This window comes from Paenibacillus sp. CF384, from assembly GCF_900106745.1.
Lineage (GTDB): Bacteria > Bacillota > Bacilli > Paenibacillales > Paenibacillaceae > Paenibacillus_Z.
In genome coordinates this window covers 77,062-94,650 of the sequence record NZ_FNNV01000012.1, presented here as the reverse complement: position 1 = coordinate 94,650, position 17,589 = coordinate 77,062, and the positions used below count along the sequence as shown (strand labels likewise).

The following is a 17,589-nucleotide window of genomic DNA, read 5'->3' as shown; positions in this document are numbered from 1 at the left end:
ACAAAATACACATAAGAAGGTGAATCCGCTTGACAACTTCAATCCAAATGCCGCAATCGATTCAAAATATTCTAGCTATGGCGGAAACAGAGCTAGCGCAGCATCCGAAGCTGCTTCATATGTTCAAGCAATGCTTCCCGAACACATTGGAAACAACCACGCGTAAGCTGGAAGACGGTACGTCCTTCGTATTTACCGGCGACATCCCGGCGATGTGGCTGCGGGATTCCAGTGCACAGGTCAGGCCCTATATTCAGCTGGCTTCGGAAGATCCGGAGCTTCGCGGCATTATCGAAGGGCTGTTGAAGCGCCAATTCCGCTGCATCCTCATCGATCCTTATGCGAATGCCTTCAATGAAGAGGCCAACGACATGCGCTACGAGAACGATGTGACCGAATTGCCTGCGCCAAGCCCATGGGTGTGGGAGCGCAAATACGAGATTGATTCCCTTTGTTATCCGCTCCAGATCAGCTACCTGTACTGGAAACAAACTGGCAGCACAGCTGCTTTCGATGACGATTTCAAGCAGGCGGCGGTACGTATTCTACAGCTATGGCGCACGGAGCAGAAGCATGTGGAGGAGTCGCCTTACCGCTTCACCCGTCTATCAGGCCCGCCAAGCGATACGATCCACAACAACGGAATGGGCGCACCGGTCAGCTACACAGGCATGACATGGTCCGGCTTCCGGCCAAGTGATGATGCATGCGCCTATGGGTATCTGGTTCCGGCTAACATGTTCGCGAGCGTAGTGCTTGGCTACTTGGCAGAGATCGCCGCCGAAGTGCTTGGCGATGCGTCTATGCAGAGCGAAGCCCTTGCACTGCAGGAAGACATCGACCGTGGCATTCGCGATTTCGGCATTTACAAGCATCCGGTGTACGGCGATATGTACGCGTATGAAACCGATGGGCAGGGCAATTACACGCTGATGGACGATGCGAACGTGCCAAGCCTGTTGTCCATTCCTTACCTGGGCTATGCAGCCAAGGAAGATCCGATTTATCTGAATACGCGCCGATTCATTCTAAGCAAGGACAACCCTTATTACTACGAAGGCAGCTGTGCGAAGGGCATCGGAAGCCCGCATACGCCGCCGCGTTATATCTGGCACATCAGCTTGGTTATGCAAGCACTCACCTCGACCGATGATCAGGAAATCGCGGAGCTCGTGAAGCTGCTGATCGCTACCGATGGAGACACCGGCTTTATGCACGAAGGCTTCAGCGTGGATGATCCTACGCAGTTCACAAGATCGTGGTTTGCTTGGGCAAACACGTTGTTCGGCGAGCTGATCCTGAAGCTGATCAATGAGAAGAAGCTTGGGGCTATGCTCGCATAAGCAGCGAAGCATCGTTAACATTAAGGAGGCTAACAACATGAGTGAAACCGTACATGAAGTGGAAAATGGCGTTCATAACTATAGCAGTGAATCCGATTGGGTCAAACCGACGGACCCAGTAACCTTGGAGCGTCTGGAATGGTTCCAGGATCAGAAGCTCGCCTTGATGATGCACTGGGGTCCCTATTCCCAGATCGGCATGGTGGAATCGTGGACACTTAGTGACGAAGACGGCGACTGGGCACGAAACGACGTCGATTGGACGAATGACTATGAAGAAATGAAGCGCGAGTATTTCGCGCTGAACAAGACGTTTAATCCGATTCGCTTCGAACCGGAGAAGTGGGCAGAAGTAGCTGCCGAAGGCGGCTTCAAATACTTGATCTTCACGACTAAGCATCACGATGGCTTCTGCATGTGGGACACGCATACGACGGATTACCGCATTACGGGCAAGGAAACGCCTTTCCATGCACACCGTTACGCTGATATCTGCAAGAATGTATTCGATGCCTTCCGTGATAAAGGGCTGGCGATCGCGACGTACTTCTCCAAAGCGGACTGGAATACCCCTTATTACTGGGCACCGGGAATGGAGAGAGGTCGTCATATGTGGCGCGGACCTTCATACAATCCGGCGGAGCATCCTTCGATGTGGGAGAAATTTGTCCAGTTCACGCATGAGCAAATTATGGAGCTGATGACTCGCTACGGCCGTATCGACATTCTATGGCTGGATGCCGGTTGGGTACGAGACGGCGGCAAAGTGAATCAAGATATTCGTCTGGGCGAAGTGGTTGAGCGTGCGCGTCAGACATCGCAGCCATGGCTGCTGTCGGCTGACCGTACAGTTGGCGGCGCATATGAGAACTACGTCACACCGGAGCAAACGATCCCTGATCGTCCGCTGCATGTGCCGTGGGAAAGCTGCATCACCATTGGCACGTCGTTCTCGTTCGGCTTCGAGGACAAGTACAAGTCGGCTCGCCAATTGGTTCATATCTTGATGGAGGTTGTAGCTAAGGGCGGCAACCTGGCGCTGAATGTCGGGCCACAGCCTGACGGCAGATTGCCTAAAGGCGCAGTGAAGAGCATGAAGGATCTCGGAGCTTGGATGAAAGTGTATGGCGAAGCGGTCTATGGCACGCGCATTTGCGCGCCTTACTATACAAGTGATTGTGCATTTACGCGCAAAGGTGACACCGTTTACTGCACGTATCTGTACGCAAGCGAGGATTCACCGGTTTCCGAACAGATCCGAATTCCGTATACAGAAGCGATTACGGGCATTGAGCTCGTGGGAACGGAAGAAAATGTGTTCTACACGCGGGATCAAGAAGGCATCATCGTACATCTTCCGAAGAGTCAGCTGGACGGTGCAGCTCCGATTGCACATGTTTTCCGCATCGCTACGAAGTAAATGATAGGATCGATTCACTAGGGGGATTGGAAATAAGCGATTGATTAGTGTAGAATAAAGTGTATTTTTAACCGGTAGCGCGGGAAATAAGATAATGGGGGATAAACATGAACAGCAATTGGTTCCGTAAATTACTATTATCTTATCTTCCCGTGTTTTTTGTCGTGGTAACCATACTATTCGTGGTGTTCTTCCAAACGCTGAATGAACAGAACCGCAAAGAAGCGATTAAAGCCAATGAGTTTCTTGCCCAGCAGGTTGTACGGTTCACGGACAATTCGCTCAAGACGCTGGATTATCGCATCCTGCGGGATACGCTTTCGACTGCGGAGCTAAGGAAGTTCTTTAATGCGAAGAGCGAAGATGTGTACATCACGATGCAAGCGAATACGCTCATGGATGACTGGAAGCTTAATTATCCGATCATCGATTCCGCCTATCTCATTCGGTTAAAGGATGATTTCGTCGTTGGCGACGGATCGGGCATTACCTCAGACTTCGTGGACAAGCCATTTATACAACCTTACATAGAGAAAAGACTGCCGCCTGGGAAATGGACAGGAAAAAGAAGCTATAAACCCTATACGGCTGAGAAACTGAAAGATGTCATTACGCTTGTGCAGGATTATCCGCATTTTACGACCGAGAAGAAGGGTTATATCGTCGTGAATGTCAGCTTGTCCAAGTTGAAAGCCTCCATTTCGCCGATGTACGATCAGAATCTCACTTTTGTTCACATCAGCGACAAGCTTGGCAGCAGCTTAGTGGATAACAGCACGGCAAGCCAAGGAAGCAGAAGTGTGCTTTCCCATTATGTTTCTCCGTATACAGGATGGGAAGTGGAGAGCGGGCCGGTTGATTCGGTTTTGTCGCGGCTTGCCCTCAATTTCTATAGCATTTGGGTCATCATTGCCATCGTTGCCGTTCTTCTTGGCGTGATCTGGGTCGTTCACGTGACGAGGCGCAATTATAAACCGATCAGTCAGTTGGTCTCCCTCATTCGGACAAGTGCGTTAATTAAACCGGAGGATGGCAAAACCGGGGACAATGAATTCGGGTTTATCCGCGGTGCGCTGGAGCATCTGATGGAGGAGACGACGAAGACAAGAGAGCAGAACAAAGAAACGGTTATTCTGAAGAAGAAGCATCGCTTCCATGAGGCCATGGAAGGCCGGGTGCCTATTCGAGAGTCAGAATGGCAGGCGGATTTGCTTACCTATCATATCAATCCGGCGGGCTTGCAGGCTTTCGTGCTTGTGCTTGAAATTGACCGTTATCAGCAGTTTATCGAGAATTATCATCACCAGGATCAATCCATTCTCAAATTCGTCGTATCCAGCGTTACGCAGGAAATGTCTGCGCTTAGCGGGGCAAGCGTTTGGGCGGAGTGGATTGTAGACAGTAAGCTGGCCGCTGTCGTATGGGTACCGGATGAAGCAGATGCAGCTGCGCTGAGCGTGCACATCGGCGGGCAAATCGTGGAATGGGTTCACAGCAATTTGAGCTTCACGGTTACGATCGGCTCAGGAGCTGTGGCGCACAGTCTCGAAGGCATTCGAAGCTCCTACGAGCTCGCAGGCAATTTGCTGCAATATAAAGCCGTGCTCGGGACGGGGAGATTGCTTCAGCCATCAGAGCTTGATGCGTCTAAGTTCCGTGTACATGATTATTTTGGCACCATTCACTCTCTATCTCAGGCGATCAGGCTTGCTGAAAGCAGTTGGAAGAAACATCTGGACGAGCTGTTCGAACAAATCCAAGATTCCATCTCATCGCGGAAGGAAATCGAGAGCTTCCTGCAGTTCCTGCACCAGCAGCTTAGCCGCGTATTCGTGGAGCTGTCCAAGGATTATCGCAATGTGTGGAAGGATGCGGGTGCTGAGCTGGTTGAACTGGGGAGAAGTTGGGAAACGGCAGCGGAATTGAAGCAGGGCTGCACCCGAATCTTCGAAGCTGCTACGGATCGCTTGCAGGCGCTGAAGGATTCCCAGCGGACGCGTGCCGTAATTGGCGATATTCGAGCCTATATCGAAGAGCATTATGCCAATCCGGAGCTCTCGCTTGACCATCTTAGCGACAAATTCAACATTCATGCGAAGAACATCAGCAAGCTGTTCAAAGAAGAGTCCGGCGGGAATTTCGTGGATTTCTTAATCGGACTTCGAATGGATAAAGCCAAACAGCTGCTGCTCACTACCGATACATCTTTACAGGAAATAAGCGCGCAGGTCGGCTATTTTAATTACAACTCCTTCAATCGTGCCTTCAAGAACGTTGCGGGACTTTCACCAAGTGATTATCGCAAGCAGCAGAAGTGATGGGCATTCTATAACCTTGGGTCATGCCAGCAACCGTGGCGGATACCAAGGTTTTTTTGCGCTTAAAGGCCGTAACTACACGAAATTCGGAGTTATATGGGGGCGAAAAAGTCCATCTGTAGAAAAATGAGGAGTACCCTTATTTCCTTACGCTATAATCCGTCAACCGTGCACTATGCGAAAAAGGTGGTATCGCGGAATCTTACGAATTGCTGGTGTTGTCCTCGGCGGGCTAGAATCGAGCTATCGAATACGACACTGAATAAAGGGGTAATGCGGATGGCGCAGACATGGGGCAAAATGAAGCGGAGTTGGGAGCTATACCTGCTTGTCCTTCTACCGGTACTCTATCTTATCATCTTCAAATATATACCAATGTTTGGAGTAATCATCGCGTTTAAAGACTTTAACGTCATTAAAGGGATCTTGGGCAGCCCATGGGTAGGGTTTAAACACTTTGATAATTTGTTTAGCTCGCCGAACTTCCCGATCCTAATTAAAAATACGCTGATCATCAGCTTCTACTCGCTCTTGGCAGGATTCCCGATACCGATTCTGCTGGCGCTGGCGTTAAACGAAATACGGACAGGCTTCTTTAAACGGTCGGTTCAAATGATCACGTACGCGCCTCACTTTATTTCGACGGTAATCATGGTATCGATTATTATATTGATGCTTTCACCGCATGTCGGGGTAATTGACAGGGTCATGTCCTTCTTAGGATGGGAGTCCATTAACTTCATGGGTGAGCCGAAGTTGTTCAAATCCATTTATGTCTGGTCCGGCGTGTGGCAGGAAATGGGTTATGCATCCATCATCTATATCGCGGCATTGGCCAGCGTCGATCCTTCGCTCTATGAAGCTGCACGAATGGATGGCGCATCGCGGTTTAAGAAAATCATTCATATCGATTTGCCTTCCCTGCTCCCGATTACCATTACGCTGCTCATTCTAAGTCTGGGCAATGTAATGGCAGTCGGCTTTGAGAAAATCTTCTTGATGCAAAACTCATTGAACTTGAGTACGTCCGAGGTTATCTCGACTTACGTGTACAAGGTTGGTTTGCTCGGAGCGAACTTCAGCTTCTCATCTGCGGTTGGACTATTCAACTCCGTCATTAACTTGATCCTGCTTGTCGGTGTCAACGCAGTTGCACGCAGAGTATCACAAAACAGCTTATGGTAGAAAGGCGGCCGTCTATGACAATCAAACAAAAAATCAGGGAACCTTTCGGCGACCGTGTCTTGCTGATAAGTCTTTATCTCTTGCTTGCGGCAATTACGCTGACCGTACTTTATCCGTTGCTTTATATTTTCAGCTCGTCGCTCAGCTCGCCGGATGCCGTTGTTTCGGGCAAAGTGTGGCTTTATCCGGTTGACTTCTCCTTCAGAGCGTATAAGTCGATCTTCCAGAGCTCGCAGCTTATGACAGGTTATTATAACAGCTTTATTTATACGATTTTTGGAACGCTGATTAACGTCGCTTTTACGGTCCTCATGGCTTTCCCGCTGTCGCAGCGTTCGATGCCGGGCCGCAAATACATCATGATTCTCATGATGGTGACATTATTCTTTAGCGGCGGACTCATACCAACGTACTTGTTGGTAAAAAATTTACACATGCTGGATACGCGCTGGGCGCTATGGCTCCCCGGAGCGTTCTCCATTTTCCAAGTCATTATCGCCAGAACCTTCTTCCAATCCTCGATTCCGCAGGAGCTCCAAGAAGCTTCGCAAATGGATGGTTGCCGAGATATACGCTATCTGATGAGCATCGTATTACCATTGTCCAAGCCGGTTCTGGCCGTCATGACGCTGATGTATGCCGTAGGACACTGGAATGCCTACTTTGATGCCTTGATTTACTTGAGGTCGGAACATCTCTTCCCACTTCAATATGTTCTTCGCAACATGCTGATTCTGAATGCAGCTGATCCTGCGATGTTGGCGAATACCGCGCAGAGTCTCCGGGATAAAGGCTTCGAGCAGGTGTTGAAATATGCGCTTATCGTCGTAGCCTGCGTACCGGTTCTCATCATGTATCCTTTCGTACAGAAGCATTTCGTCAAAGGTGTTATGGTTGGTTCCTTAAAGGGCTAACTTCAACAATAGCGTGAACTACTTGTGGAGGTGGGGCAACGACATCATCGATCAGTCAGTAGCGCGTCGTCAATCAGGCAATCAGGGGGAACTGCTCGAGAAGTTCGAGCAGCTGCAACGAAACAATTCATTCTAGGAGGAGTTCGTTTTGAAAAAGTCCATCTGGGTATCACTCATGATCGTATTGATCAGCAGTATCGTTCTTTCCGCATGTGGCAGCAACAACAAAGAGAATGCCGGTGCAGGCAATGAAACAACTGGAGCTACTGAAGAGGCTTCTGGTCCAATCAATATCGGTTTTTTTGCACCACAAGGCAAAGCGCCGCTTGAGGACAATGATTACACGAAACTCGTGGAAGAGAAATTCAACGTTAAAATCAAGTGGGATGTCGCTCCTACTGACGCGCTTGTAGACCGTAGACAGCTGCTGCTTGCAAGCGGCGACTATCCGGAAGTGTTCCTGGAAGCGAAATTTACAACAGGAGACTTGATGACTTACGGCAAGCAAGGCGTTCTTATTCCGCTTAACGATCTCATTGACAAATATGCTCCGAATTTGAAAGCGATGTTCGAGAAGAAGCCTTATGTGAAAGAAGCGATGACGGCGCCGGACGGCAATATTTACGGCATTGCTCGTACGAATGAATGTTACCACTGTACGCATGCACAGAAGTTCTGGATGAACAAAGCATGGCTCGACAAGGTAGGACTTGCTGTTCCTACGACGACTGATGAGCTGTATACGGTTCTGAAAGCTTTCAAAACGCAAGATCCGAACGGCAACGGCAAGGCAGATGAAATTCCTTTGACAGGTGCTCCGAACAAATCGGTTTGGAACGGTAATATCGACTCCTATCTCATGAATTCATTTATTTATAACGATAATGACAAGTATTTAACGGTAACAGATGGTAAAGTAGACTTTGCAGCGAACAAGCCGGAGTGGAAAGAAGGCTTGGCTTATATGCACAAGCTGTACGCCGAAGGTTTGATCGACAAAGCATCCTTCACACAGAACGACCAAGCGGTTGGTCAACTCGGCCAACGTGAAGGCGATGAGATTGTAGGTTCCATTACGACAGCTCTTGTCAGCTACCTGGTTAAAGCTTACGAAGATACAGATGAGCGTCAGAAGCACTGGGTTATCGTACCACCGGTAAAAGGTCCAAGCGGCGTTCAACTTGCAGGTACATCCCAAGGGATCAGCGAGTTCCCAATGGCCATTACGAACAAAGCGTCTGAAGCGCAGCAAATTGCCGCAATCAAAATTATGGACTATGCTTATAGTGAAGAAGGCTCGTTGTTCAGCGAATATGGCGTCAAAGAAGGCATTGGCTGGAAGAAAGCAGAAGCAGGCGAGCTTAACATTAGCGGTCAACCTGCGAAGTACAGCTTCTCCGGACTGCAGCCGCTAGACGAAAATGTTGTGCGCAATGATAGCTGGTCGCTTCTTGGACCTAAAGACTTGTCCAAGGAATTCCGCGATTTGTTCGCGACAGCTCAAGACCCGCTGACAGCTGCCGGTTACGAGAAACGCCTTGCAGATGCAACAGCAGCATATGATGCCTATGCACCGAAAGAAACTTACCCATCCGGCGCTTATGTGAAAGCAGAAGATACGGATACAATCGCTCAATTGGCGACTTCCATCAAGGATTACGTCAATTCGAACATGGCTCAGTTCATCATCGGCGACAAGGACATTGAAAAAGATTGGGATGGTTACGTGAAAGGGTTCGACGGTTTGAACCTGCCGCAATACATCCAAATCTATCAATCCGCAATTGAGAAGAAATAATACAAAGATCAGGGAAGTATTCCTTCGGGCGTACTTCCTTGTGCTTGTCTTGGGGGACAGAAGGAGGAAGGTACTATGCGTTACAAAGACGCTTCGCTTACAATCTCTGAACGGGTAAGTGATTTGCTGGCACAGATGACAGTCGAAGAGAAGATCGGTCAGATGACTCAGCCATTCGGGTGGAAAACGTATCATAAGAAGGCTGATGGCACGATCGAGCTGGACGCTGACTTTCAGGAGCAGGTTAAGAAGGGCGGCATCGGCTCCCTCTACGGCACGCTTCGTGCAGATCCGTGGACAGAGGTGACGCTTGAGAACGGACTTTCGCCGGAGGAAGGCGCGCGCGCGGTTAATGAAATCCAGCGCTTCGCCATGGAAGAGTCCAGACTCGGCATTCCGATCCTGTTTGGTGAAGAGTGCTCGCATGGTCATATGGCGATTGGCGCTACCGTATTTCCGGTTCCGCTTCTGATCGGAAGCGCATGGAATGTGGAGCTATACCGCGAGATGTGCCGCGCTGTTGCCCTCGAAACCCGCAGCCAAGGCGGGGCCGCTACCTATTCGCCGGTGCTTGACGTCGTACGGGATCCGCGCTGGGGCCGGACCGAGGAGTGCTTCGGGGAAGACCCGTTCATGATCGGAGAGCTGGCGGTTGCTGCCGTACAGGGATTGCAAGGGGAACGGCTTGATGGAGAAGGAAGCGTCATTGCTACGCTGAAGCATTTTGTCGGCTATGGCGCCTCGGAGGGAGGACGCAATGCCGGTCCTGCTCATATGGGCAAACGGGAGCTGCATGAAGTCGACCTGCTTCCGTTTCGTAAAGGCGTCGAGGCAGGTGCGAAGTCGATCATGCCGGCTTATAACGAGATCGACGGCGTGCCGTGCACGTCGAATGCCGAGCTGTTGGAGCAAGTGCTCCGCGAAGAATGGGGTTTTGACGGGTTCGTTATTACGGATTGCGGAGCGATTAACATGCTGGCTTGGGGACATGATGTCGCCGCGGATGGAGAAGAAGCATCGGCGATCTCGCTCAAGGCCGGCATCGATATGGAGATGTCGGGGGCGATGTTTGCCGTTCATCTCCATAAAGCACTGCGTAACGGCTTAATTGAGGAAGCGGATCTTGATGTGGCCGTTGAGCGGATTCTTAGGGCCAAGTTCGAGCTCGGCTTGTTCGATCGTGCGTATGTTGATCCGGCTGCGGCCGGGAAGATTATCGGCAGCCCGGAGCATGCGGAGCTGGCGCGCGAGGTCGCTCGTCAAGGCATCATCATGCTAAAGAACGAAGGTGCGGCACTGCCTCTGTCCAAAGCTAGCGGTAGTGGCCGAATCGCCGTGATTGGTCCCAATGCCGATAACATCTACAATCAGCTTGGCGATTACACGTCGCCGCAGCCGCGCGAGCAAATCGTTACTTTGCTAGACGGCGTTAAGGCAGCGCTTGGCGAGCAAGCGCAGGACCGTGTGCTCTACGCCCCGGGCTGCAGAATTCAAGGCGATTCCAAGGAAGGTTTCGCTTCCGCTTTGGCTTGCGCGGAGCTAGCCGATGTGGTCATACTGGCACTTGGCGGTTCGAGCGCGCGAGACTTTGGCGAAGGCACGATCGATTTGCGCACAGGTGCATCCGTCGTATCGGAGCTAGCTTGGAGCGATATGGAATGCGGTGAAGGGATCGACCGCACGGGACTTCATTTGATGGGCGTGCAGCTTACGCTGGCGCAGGAAATTCATAAATTGGGCAAGAAGCTCATTGTCGTCTATATTAACGGGCGTCCGATCGTAGAGCCATGGATCGACGAGCATGCGGATGCCATTCTTGAGGCTTGGTATCCAGGGCAAGAAGGCGGCGCAGCGCTCGCCGATATTCTGTTCGGCGATGTGAATCCGTCCGGCAGACTGACGATATCGGTGCCGAAGCATGTCGGCCAGCTTCCGGTCTACTATAACGGCAAACGCTCCCGAGGTAAACGGTATTTGGAAATGGATGCCAAGCCGCGTTATCCGTTTGGCTTCGGACTAAGTTATACTAGCTTCGAATACAGCGAGCTTGCTGTTTTCCCGGAAATGATCGCACCGGATGGGGAAGCGGTCGTTACCGTAAAGGTATCCAATACCGGTAAAGTTGCAGGTACAGAGGTCGTTCAATTCTATATCTCCGATAAAGTGAGCTCCATTACCCGTCCGGGAAAAGAGCTGAAAGGCTTCGAGCGCGTGGCGCTTGAGCCGGGAGAAACCAAGACGGTCAGCTTCAACGTAAGGAAGGAACAGCTGCAAATGCTGGATGCCAACCTGAAGCCTTTTGTAGAAGCAGGGGAATTCCTGATGATGATCGGAAGAAACGCAGAAGACGTAATCAGCACATCGTTGCATGTGCGAAGTGAGGTGTAGGGCATGTATCGCATTCATCGTTTTATTCGTAACCTGTCGGAGCGTCAATGGGCAGAGGCGACGACTTTGCTGGATTGGGAAATGAGAAAGGTTCGTTACGGCTTGCCGGGCGAATATGAGACGCTTCCGGGCGGTGAGCCAAGTATCCTGAAGGACACGCGTCTTGATGGGAAGCATGGCATTACTTATTTTCTGAAGAAGCAGATCACCATTCCTTCGCATTGGGAGGACGGGACGGCCGGTTTGACGTTGAGCGGCGGCGGCGAAGGGCTGCTGCGCGTGAACGGTGCGTCTTACCAGGGCTTGGACCGCAATCATGATTTCGTTCCGCTTTATCTGAAAGGGGCAGGCGGTCGTGAGCCGCTGCTTGAGATTGAATTGTTCGATCCCATTCCGGAGCCGGTTGATCCACTGAACAATCAAGCTCCTGTTGTATCGCCGGTAACGAATTACGAGGTAAAGCTCGTTCGCGTGAATAAGGCGGCGCAGAGCTTGCTTTACAGCGTTCAGGCTGTCTACGAGACGATGCGTATGCTGCCAGAGCAGGACTATAGCCGCCAGCAGATGATGGACGCGCTGTATGGGACCATGAAAGAAGCGGAGCAACTGCCGGAGGATAGCTGGCATAGTCCGGAGCTGCTTGCTGCCATCGAGCAGGGACTTCGCGATCGAATTAATGAGCAATTCCCGGCGAACGCATCGCAGGGCAAGATGCATCTGGTCGGTCAATCCCATATCGATATCGCGTGGCTGTGGCCTGTTCGGGAGACGGTGCGCAAAGCGAGCCGTACGTTCTCGACCATGACGTCGCTAATGGAGGAATACCCGGAGTTCATCTATTCCCAGAGCCAGCCGCTCCTGTATGCGTTCGTGAAGGAGCATGATCCGGCCCTCTATGCCAAAATCAAACAAGCCATAGCTGATGATCGCTGGGAGCTCGTCGGAGGTATGTGGGTCGAACCGGATCTGAACATCCCAAGCGGAGAGTCGCTCGTTCGCCAAATGCTGTATGGCCAGCTCTTCTACCGAGATGAGTTTAACAAGAGCTCGGCGATCGAATGGCTGCCGGATACGTTCGGCTATTGCGCGTCATTGCCACAACTGCTGAAGCTGGCAGGCGTCGATTATTTCATGACGACGAAGCTGAATTGGAACGATACGAATAAGTTCCCGCATGAGCTGTTCCACTGGGTCGGCATCGACGGGACTGCCATTGTCTCTTACTTGAACCATGGCATTAATGAGCATACGAGACCCAAAGACGTGGAGGAACACTGGAGAGAGTACCGTCAGAAGGACAAGCTGAACGAGCTGATGCTGCTGTACGGACATGGTGACGGAGGCGGCGGGGTAACGCGCGAAATGATCGAGTTCGCGAAGCGCGGCTCGCTGATGCCGGGTCTTCCGACAAGCAGCTTCAGCACGGCGGCTGCCTTCTTCGAATCGGTGGAGGAAGTCTCGCACACCTTGCCGGAGTGGCATGGGGACTTGTATCTGGAGCTGCATCGCGGCACCTTGACGACGCATGGCCTCAATAAGAGAAGCAACCGTAAGGCGGAAGTACTGTACCGCGAAGCGGAGATTTGGAGCACGCTGGCTCGTGCATATACGGGTGCCCGCGGTGATGCGGAGGCGCTTGCCGAAGGCTGGAAGCTGATGATGCTTAACCAGTTCCATGATATTATTCCGGGTACCGCGATTACGGAAACGTATGTCACGTCAGCTGCGGAATACGAGCGAATCTTTGCGCTAGGCAACCAGGAGCTTTCGCAAGCGATGCTGTCAGTCGGGGGAGTGGTAGGCGCCGTCGGCGAAGGCACGCCATACGCCGTGTTTAACAGTCTTGGCTGGGAGCGCGATGAAACGGTCGTTCTTGAAGTCGGCGCACATCAAGTAGGCGTTAGCGCATTTGATGGCGAAGGCAATCGCCTGCCATGCGACCGGATTGAGCTTGAGAGCGGCAAAGTTGCGTTGTCGATTGTCGTCTCCGCTATCCCGGCTTTCGGCTACTCGACGATCTGGCTGCGGGAGTCCGCAAAAGATGAGGCGAAGCAGCGTCAGGTGAGCCGCGCAGCAGCTGCCGAAGGCGATTCCCTGAACGAATGGGAAACCGTTCACTATAAGCTGGCGTTTAATGAGCGCGGGGAAATCGTCCGCTGGCTCGACAAAGCGGCGAACCGCGAGCTGTTGCCTAAGGGTGCGAAGGCGAATGAGCTGCAGTTCTTCCACGACAGACCGCTGTACTGGGACGCGTGGGACATCGATCCAAAGTTTGAGCAATACAGAGCGGGCGAAGCGGAGCTGATGTCGAAGCGGCTTGTGCTCGCTGGCGAAGCGCTTGACGTCATTCGTTTCGAGTGGCGATTGGGCGAGTCGGTAATTGAGCAGGATCTCATGCTGTACCATCATCAGAAGCGGGTTGATTTCAAGACGCGCGTGCAGTGGAACGAGAGCCATAAATTGCTGAAGGTTGCCTTCCCGGTGGACGTCTTAAGCACGAAGGCAACGTATGAAATTCCGTTTGGCGCTATGGAGCGTCCGACGCATCGCAATACGAGCTGGGAGCAGGCGCAATTCGAAGTCTGCGGCCATCGCTGGGCGGATCTATCGGAAGGCGGCTACGGCGTCAGCCTGATGAACGATTGCAAATACGGCTACGACGTGAAAGACGGCGTTCTGCGCCTATCCTTACTGCGCGCTCCAAAATGGCCGGATAATACGGCTGATCTGGGCGAGCATGAGTTCACGTATTCGTTGTTCCCGCATGAGCAGGACTGGCGTCAGGCAGAGGTCGTGCGCAGGGCAGCGGAATTGAACCATCCGGCGATTGCCCTCCGTCTTCCGGAGAGCAAGGCATCGGCTCATGCGCTGCCGGCATCGTATTCGATGCTGCAGCTGGACAGCCGCACGGTGCTGCTCGACACCGTCAAACCGGCAGAACGCGGCGAAGGAACCATTCTCCGTTTCTATGAATCGACGGGCAGCCGTGATCAAGTGAAGGTGCAGCTGCCAGCAGGTACGAAGCGGGCGAGCATCGTGAATTTGCTTGAGGATGAGCTGGAACCTTGCAGCATCGGTGCAGACGGCGTACTGACCTTGTCGTTTAAGCCATACGAAATCCAAACGGTTCGCTTCGAATAAGACAAAGAAAAGCTGTCCTAAAGTGTTAGTCACTTTGGGACAGCTTTTTGTGTGTTAGGGCATCGAGAGGTCGAACAGGTTCCTTCTTTCGAGGCAGGGTCAGGGTGAGGTTGTGGTGGTGGTGGTGGTGGTGGTGGTGGTGGTGGTGGGCGAGTTTGGCAGCTGAGCGTCGGATTTTCCGACGCTCAGCTGCCTTTTTTAGTGAATTTACGATCGAGAGTCGGGTTTTCCTACTCTCAGAGGGTGGCGAAGGTGGAGGTTAGCGAGTTTGACCGCTGAGAGACGGATTTTGAGACTCTCGGCATGTTTTTTCAGTGATTTTACGGTCGAGAGTCGGGTTTTGCGACTCTCAGAGGGTGGCGAAGGTGGAGGTTAGCGAGTTTGGCATCTGAGAGACGGATTTTCCGACTCTCAGATGCCTTTTTCAGTGAATTTACGATTGAGAGTCGAGTTTTCCGACTCTCGAAGAGTGGCGAAGGTGGGGGTTAGCGAGTTTGACCGCTGAGGGTCGGATTTTCCGACTCTCGAGGAGTGGTCATGGTGGTGGTGGTGGTGGTGGTGGTGCGCGATTTCCATCGAACCCGGCCGATTGTTGCACAAAAGGCAACATTTCAACCCGTGAACGGTCGAAAACGATTAAATGTTGCAGAACATGCAACATCTCAAAGCTAATTAGCGGCCAAGTGGCTCTGGGTGAAGAAAATGTTGCAATAAAGGCAACAATTCCGCTGATGGAGCTCATTTACGGAAGGATTGTTGCATAAAAGGCAACAATTCAACTCAAGAGGTCGAACCCGGCCGATTGTTGCACAACATGCAACATTACAACCCGTGAACGGTTGAAAACAATTAAATGTTGCATAAAATGCAACATCTCAAAGCTAATTAGCGGCCAAGTGGCTCTGGGTGAAGAAAATGTTGCAATAAAGGCAACAATTCCGCTGATCGAGCTCATTTCCAGAAGAAATGCTGCACAAAATGCAACAATTCAACTAAGGAGGTCGAGCCTAACCGGATTGTTGCTCACTAAAGGCAACAATTCAACTCAAGAGGTCGAACCCAACCGATTCTTCGGGTGCTGCCAACAAGGCAATGCAACTACTTTTCTGCTCCTGGGAGTGCGAGGTGTGAGCCGGCAATCCTACTAATTATGCGCCTACTGGGCTACCTTCTGCGAATCTCGAAGAACTCGCATGCGTTGCGGTCGTGGTAAGCGACGTCGCTGATGCTGGATTGACTGACGACAATCGAGTCATCGAAGCGGATAATGATGCCGCCGGAGTCGACGATATGGTCGTCCTTATAGACGCGAAGCTTGAACTGGCGCTCCATCGCCTCCGTGAAATCGGCATCCGTCTGAAGACGGCGGTACAAGGCCATGAAAGTCCCTCCTTTCTTTCTTAGCTTTCTGCACTAGTGAGCATGCGCTCGAAGTGATATTCCATGTCTCCGGCCATTGCGGCAGGGGTATCGCCCATCACGCGGAAATCGTGGCGGTAGAGCAGCTCGAAATCGCCGAAATCAACCTGCTTATAGAACTCGAAGCAAGGGAAACCGTCATGTCTGCCCTTTACTTCGACTTGTCCGGTTTCTTCATGGACGGTCACGTACAGCTCATAATCTACTGCCGGATCAGTTGGACGCAGCGGATTCGCAGCAGTCGCGCTCATGACGAATGAAACCGAGGAAGCGTCCCAGGTTTCATTCGAAACGATCACGCCATCGGCAGAAGCCTTGCCTCGCTTAAACTCCGATATCCCGCCAGGCTTGGTCACGCGCAGCGTAGTAGAGCCCGTATTCGCGAAGGTGAACAGCTTGCGCTTCACGAAATCAACGACGACCTCTTGCTCCACGCGAGATCGATCCGTATTCACAGCATGAGGCGTGAATTCCCGCGCATCGCCCGCATATTCATGGATCAGGCCGGTATCGGGGTCGGTGATGGCAGGGAGCCACTGGAGGCCGCCGATAAAGGCACTTCCTCTTATTTTCACAATTGCAGCAGTCATTGTCGATTTCTCCTCGCAGTCGGCATTTACTCCGCTTATTTTAGCATAGAAATGACCAAGACCTTGCAGCTTGTCCGCAAAATGCACATAACTTCCAGCCATACAGGATAAAGTAACTTCTGTATGGTTTCAATTCCAACATGCAGCAGGCAACATGCGAGAAGAAAGTGGTGAGCATCGAACATCATGTACAAACCAAACCGTCTTCGCCCACAAGCTTGGCTTTCTCTGTTGGCGACGCTTGTCCTCATGCTATCCGTTGCAGGAACAGCGATGGCATCGGGAACAATTGGTGCGCCGGGAGGCCCCTTTCATTTTGGATTTAAGAAGAGCGTCGGCGGCACGCTGCCCTCGATCAGAGAAGAAGGCTTTCAGCCGATTCTGGAGCAGCATGGAGCGATCTTCCTTGGCGATACGAAACAAAGAGAGCTGTATCTGACCTTCGATAACGGCTACGAGAATGGCTTCACAAGCCGAATCCTTGACGTGTTGAAGGAGAAAGGCGTACCGGCCATCTTCTTCGTAACCGGTCATTATGTCAAGGACAAGCCCGAACTAGTGAAACGGATGGTCGCAGAGGGCCATCTGATTGGCAACCACTCCTGGAGCCACCCGGATATGAGTATCATTCCAAGCACGCAGATTCAAACGGAGCTCGCGAAAGTGAAGACGGCCGTCACGGAGCTGACCGGACAGCAGGACATGCAGTTCCTTCGTCCGCCGCGGGGGATTTTCAATAGTCGGGTGCTTGCCGTCAGCAAGGAGCAGGGGTATACGAGCGTGTTCTGGTCGGTTGCCTACAAGGATTGGGACCCCAATGCTCAGCGCGGCTGGCGTTACGCTTACGATAACGTAATGAAGCAGCTTCACCCGGGAGCGGTCATTCTGCTGCACAGCGTATCCAAAGACAATACCGAGGCGCTCCCTCAAATCATCGATGCGGCAAGGCAGCAAGGCTACACGTTTAAACCGCTTAATGAGCTCGAAACCAAGACTTATTAACCGTATGGAAGAGGACGAATGCGAAGAGAGGTGCTGATCCGGCACCTCTCTTTTATTTGTCGACAAGCAGA

At 51.8% G+C, this 17,589-nt stretch carries 12 protein-coding genes; 10 read left to right on the top strand and 2 right to left on the bottom strand.

Going from position 1 to position 17,589, the window contains the following annotated elements; all coding sequences use genetic code 11:
* Positions 1-47 precede the first annotated feature (47 nt).
* From BLW29_RS19285 to BLW29_RS31845, 9 genes are all read left to right on the top strand, one after another.
* Positions 48-1,343, top strand: a complete 1,296-nt coding sequence (locus tag BLW29_RS19285) for a glycoside hydrolase family 125 protein (RefSeq protein WP_090982804.1) — start codon at positions 48-50, stop codon at positions 1,341-1,343.
* Positions 1,344-1,380: 37 nt separating this feature from the next.
* The gene (locus tag BLW29_RS19280; protein ID WP_090982593.1) at positions 1,381-2,763 is read left to right on the top strand and encodes an alpha-L-fucosidase; all 1,383 of its coding nucleotides are present in this window, start codon (positions 1,381-1,383) and stop codon (positions 2,761-2,763) included.
* A 107-nt stretch (positions 2,764-2,870) separates the two neighbouring features.
* Positions 2,871-5,081, top strand: a complete 2,211-nt coding sequence (locus BLW29_RS19275) for a helix-turn-helix domain-containing protein (protein ID WP_090982591.1) — start codon at positions 2,871-2,873, stop codon at positions 5,079-5,081.
* Between the two features lie 279 nt (positions 5,082-5,360).
* Positions 5,361-6,266: an ABC transporter permease gene (locus BLW29_RS19270; protein WP_256208727.1), complete on the top strand. Its 906-nt coding sequence runs from the start codon at positions 5,361-5,363 to the stop codon at positions 6,264-6,266.
* 14 nt (positions 6,267-6,280) lie between these two features.
* A complete protein-coding gene (locus BLW29_RS19265) occupies positions 6,281-7,180 on the top strand; it encodes a carbohydrate ABC transporter permease (protein ID WP_090982588.1) in 900 nt (299 codons plus the stop codon).
* A 148-nt stretch (positions 7,181-7,328) separates the two neighbouring features.
* Positions 7,329-8,978, top strand: a complete 1,650-nt coding sequence (locus BLW29_RS19260; protein ID WP_256208726.1) for a type 2 periplasmic-binding domain-containing protein — start codon at positions 7,329-7,331, stop codon at positions 8,976-8,978.
* Positions 8,979-9,053: 75 nt separating this feature from the next.
* Positions 9,054-11,366: a glycoside hydrolase family 3 N-terminal domain-containing protein gene (locus BLW29_RS19255; RefSeq protein WP_090982586.1), complete on the top strand. Its 2,313-nt coding sequence runs from the start codon at positions 9,054-9,056 to the stop codon at positions 11,364-11,366.
* Positions 11,367-11,369: 3 nt separating this feature from the next.
* Positions 11,370-14,507, top strand: a complete 3,138-nt coding sequence (locus tag BLW29_RS19250; RefSeq protein ID WP_090982584.1) for an alpha-mannosidase — start codon at positions 11,370-11,372, stop codon at positions 14,505-14,507.
* Between the two features lie 537 nt (positions 14,508-15,044).
* Positions 15,045-15,179 (top strand): hypothetical protein, encoded by a 135-nt coding sequence (locus BLW29_RS31845; protein ID WP_256208725.1) that lies wholly within the window; start codon positions 15,045-15,047, stop codon positions 15,177-15,179.
* Between the two features lie 492 nt (positions 15,180-15,671).
* Here BLW29_RS31845 and BLW29_RS19245 read toward each other — a convergent pair whose 3' ends face one another.
* Both BLW29_RS19245 and BLW29_RS19240 read right to left on the bottom strand, forming a co-directional pair.
* Positions 15,672-15,887: a hypothetical protein gene (locus BLW29_RS19245; protein WP_090982582.1), complete on the bottom strand. Its 216-nt coding sequence runs from the start codon at positions 15,885-15,887 to the stop codon at positions 15,672-15,674.
* A gap of 20 nt (positions 15,888-15,907) precedes the next feature.
* Positions 15,908-16,516, bottom strand: coding sequence for a DUF3238 domain-containing protein (locus tag BLW29_RS19240; RefSeq protein WP_090982800.1), 609 nt, complete (start codon positions 16,514-16,516; stop codon positions 15,908-15,910).
* Positions 16,517-16,702: 186 nt separating this feature from the next.
* On the opposite strand from BLW29_RS19240, the gene pdaA reads away from it, so the two are divergent.
* A complete protein-coding gene (gene pdaA, locus BLW29_RS19235) occupies positions 16,703-17,518 on the top strand; it encodes a delta-lactam-biosynthetic de-N-acetylase (RefSeq protein ID WP_090982580.1) in 816 nt (271 codons plus the stop codon).
* The last annotated feature ends 71 nt before the right edge of the window (positions 17,519-17,589 follow it).